The following is a 1,084-nucleotide window of genomic DNA, read 5'->3' as shown; positions in this document are numbered from 1 at the left end:
ACCTGCACCAGTTAATACAACTGAAGCATTGGTTTGTTTACGAACTAATGTTAAGAATTCGTCAATTTTTTCTTGTGACCAGATACCTTCAGTATACTCCACGCCATACAAGAAGCTCGCTTCTGTTTGGTTAGGCATAATCACATCTGCCATCGCGCATAAATTCAACATTTCTTTAGCATATTCTTCGTCAAAACCGTAGTAGAAACTACCATTGTCAGCCATAACAGGATCAAGATAGAATTTTGCATCATCTTTTAATAATTTTGGCAATTCTTTCTCTAAAAACTTGATTTGTCGAACGCTACCTAAGTAACCTACATATGCTGCATCAAATTTTAAGCCAAATGAGTGCCAATGATCCACGATTTTTTCCATTTCATCAGTTAAATCTAGAAATGTGAATCCTTCAAATCCAGGCCCTGTATGTGTTGATAACAAGGCTGTTGGTAAAATAGTTCCTTGTAGGTACATACTTGATAGAATTGGTAATGCCACTGTTGTAGAACATTTACCGAAGCTAGAAGTATCGTGAATAATTAAAATATTTTTCATGTAAAATCCATCTCCCCTTAATTAAAACTAACCATATTATACATAAGACAGATATGATGTCTACTAATTTGCCACAATATTGACTAGTTTGTTTGGTACAACGATTTCTTTGCGGATTGTTTTACCTGCAATTGCTTCTTGCACTTTCTCGTTTGCATGGGCAATTTCTAACAATGCTTCTTTGGCACTATCATTAGGCACTTGTAATTTCGCTTTGATTTTACCATTCACTTGAACAACGATTTCGATTTCATCGTCAACGATCATCGCTGGATCATATGTTGGCCAGTCTACGTATGAAATACCAGGTTCGTTTCCAACAATTACCCACATTTCTTCAGCTAAATGCGGAGCGATTGGGGCAATCAGTTGAATAAAGCCTTTCACGTATTCATAGTATAGGTTTTCAGCTTTATTAGCTTCATTTACAAATACCATCATTTGAGAAATGGCTGTATTAAAGTGTAGGTTGTCAAAGTCTTCCGTTACTTTTTGAACTGTTTGGTGGTAAACTTTGTCTAATTCACCT

General features: G+C 35.8%; 2 protein-coding genes. Both read right to left on the bottom strand.

Annotated elements, in window-relative coordinates; translation table 11 throughout:
- Positions 1-555, bottom strand: a 555-nt coding sequence (locus tag ACRCJ0_RS14915) for a bifunctional hydroxymethylpyrimidine kinase/phosphomethylpyrimidine kinase (protein WP_431390994.1), incomplete at its 3' end; no start/stop codon positions are given.
- A gap of 63 nt (positions 556-618) precedes the next feature.
- Positions 619-1,084, bottom strand: a 466-nt coding sequence (locus ACRCJ0_RS14910) for a class I tRNA ligase family protein (RefSeq protein ID WP_431390993.1), incomplete at its 5' end; no start/stop codon positions are given.

It is taken from the genome of Aerococcus sp. L_32 (genome assembly GCF_050689315.1).
The sequence above is the reverse complement of the archived record's forward strand: the minus strand, read 5'-3'. Positions and strand labels throughout refer to the sequence as shown.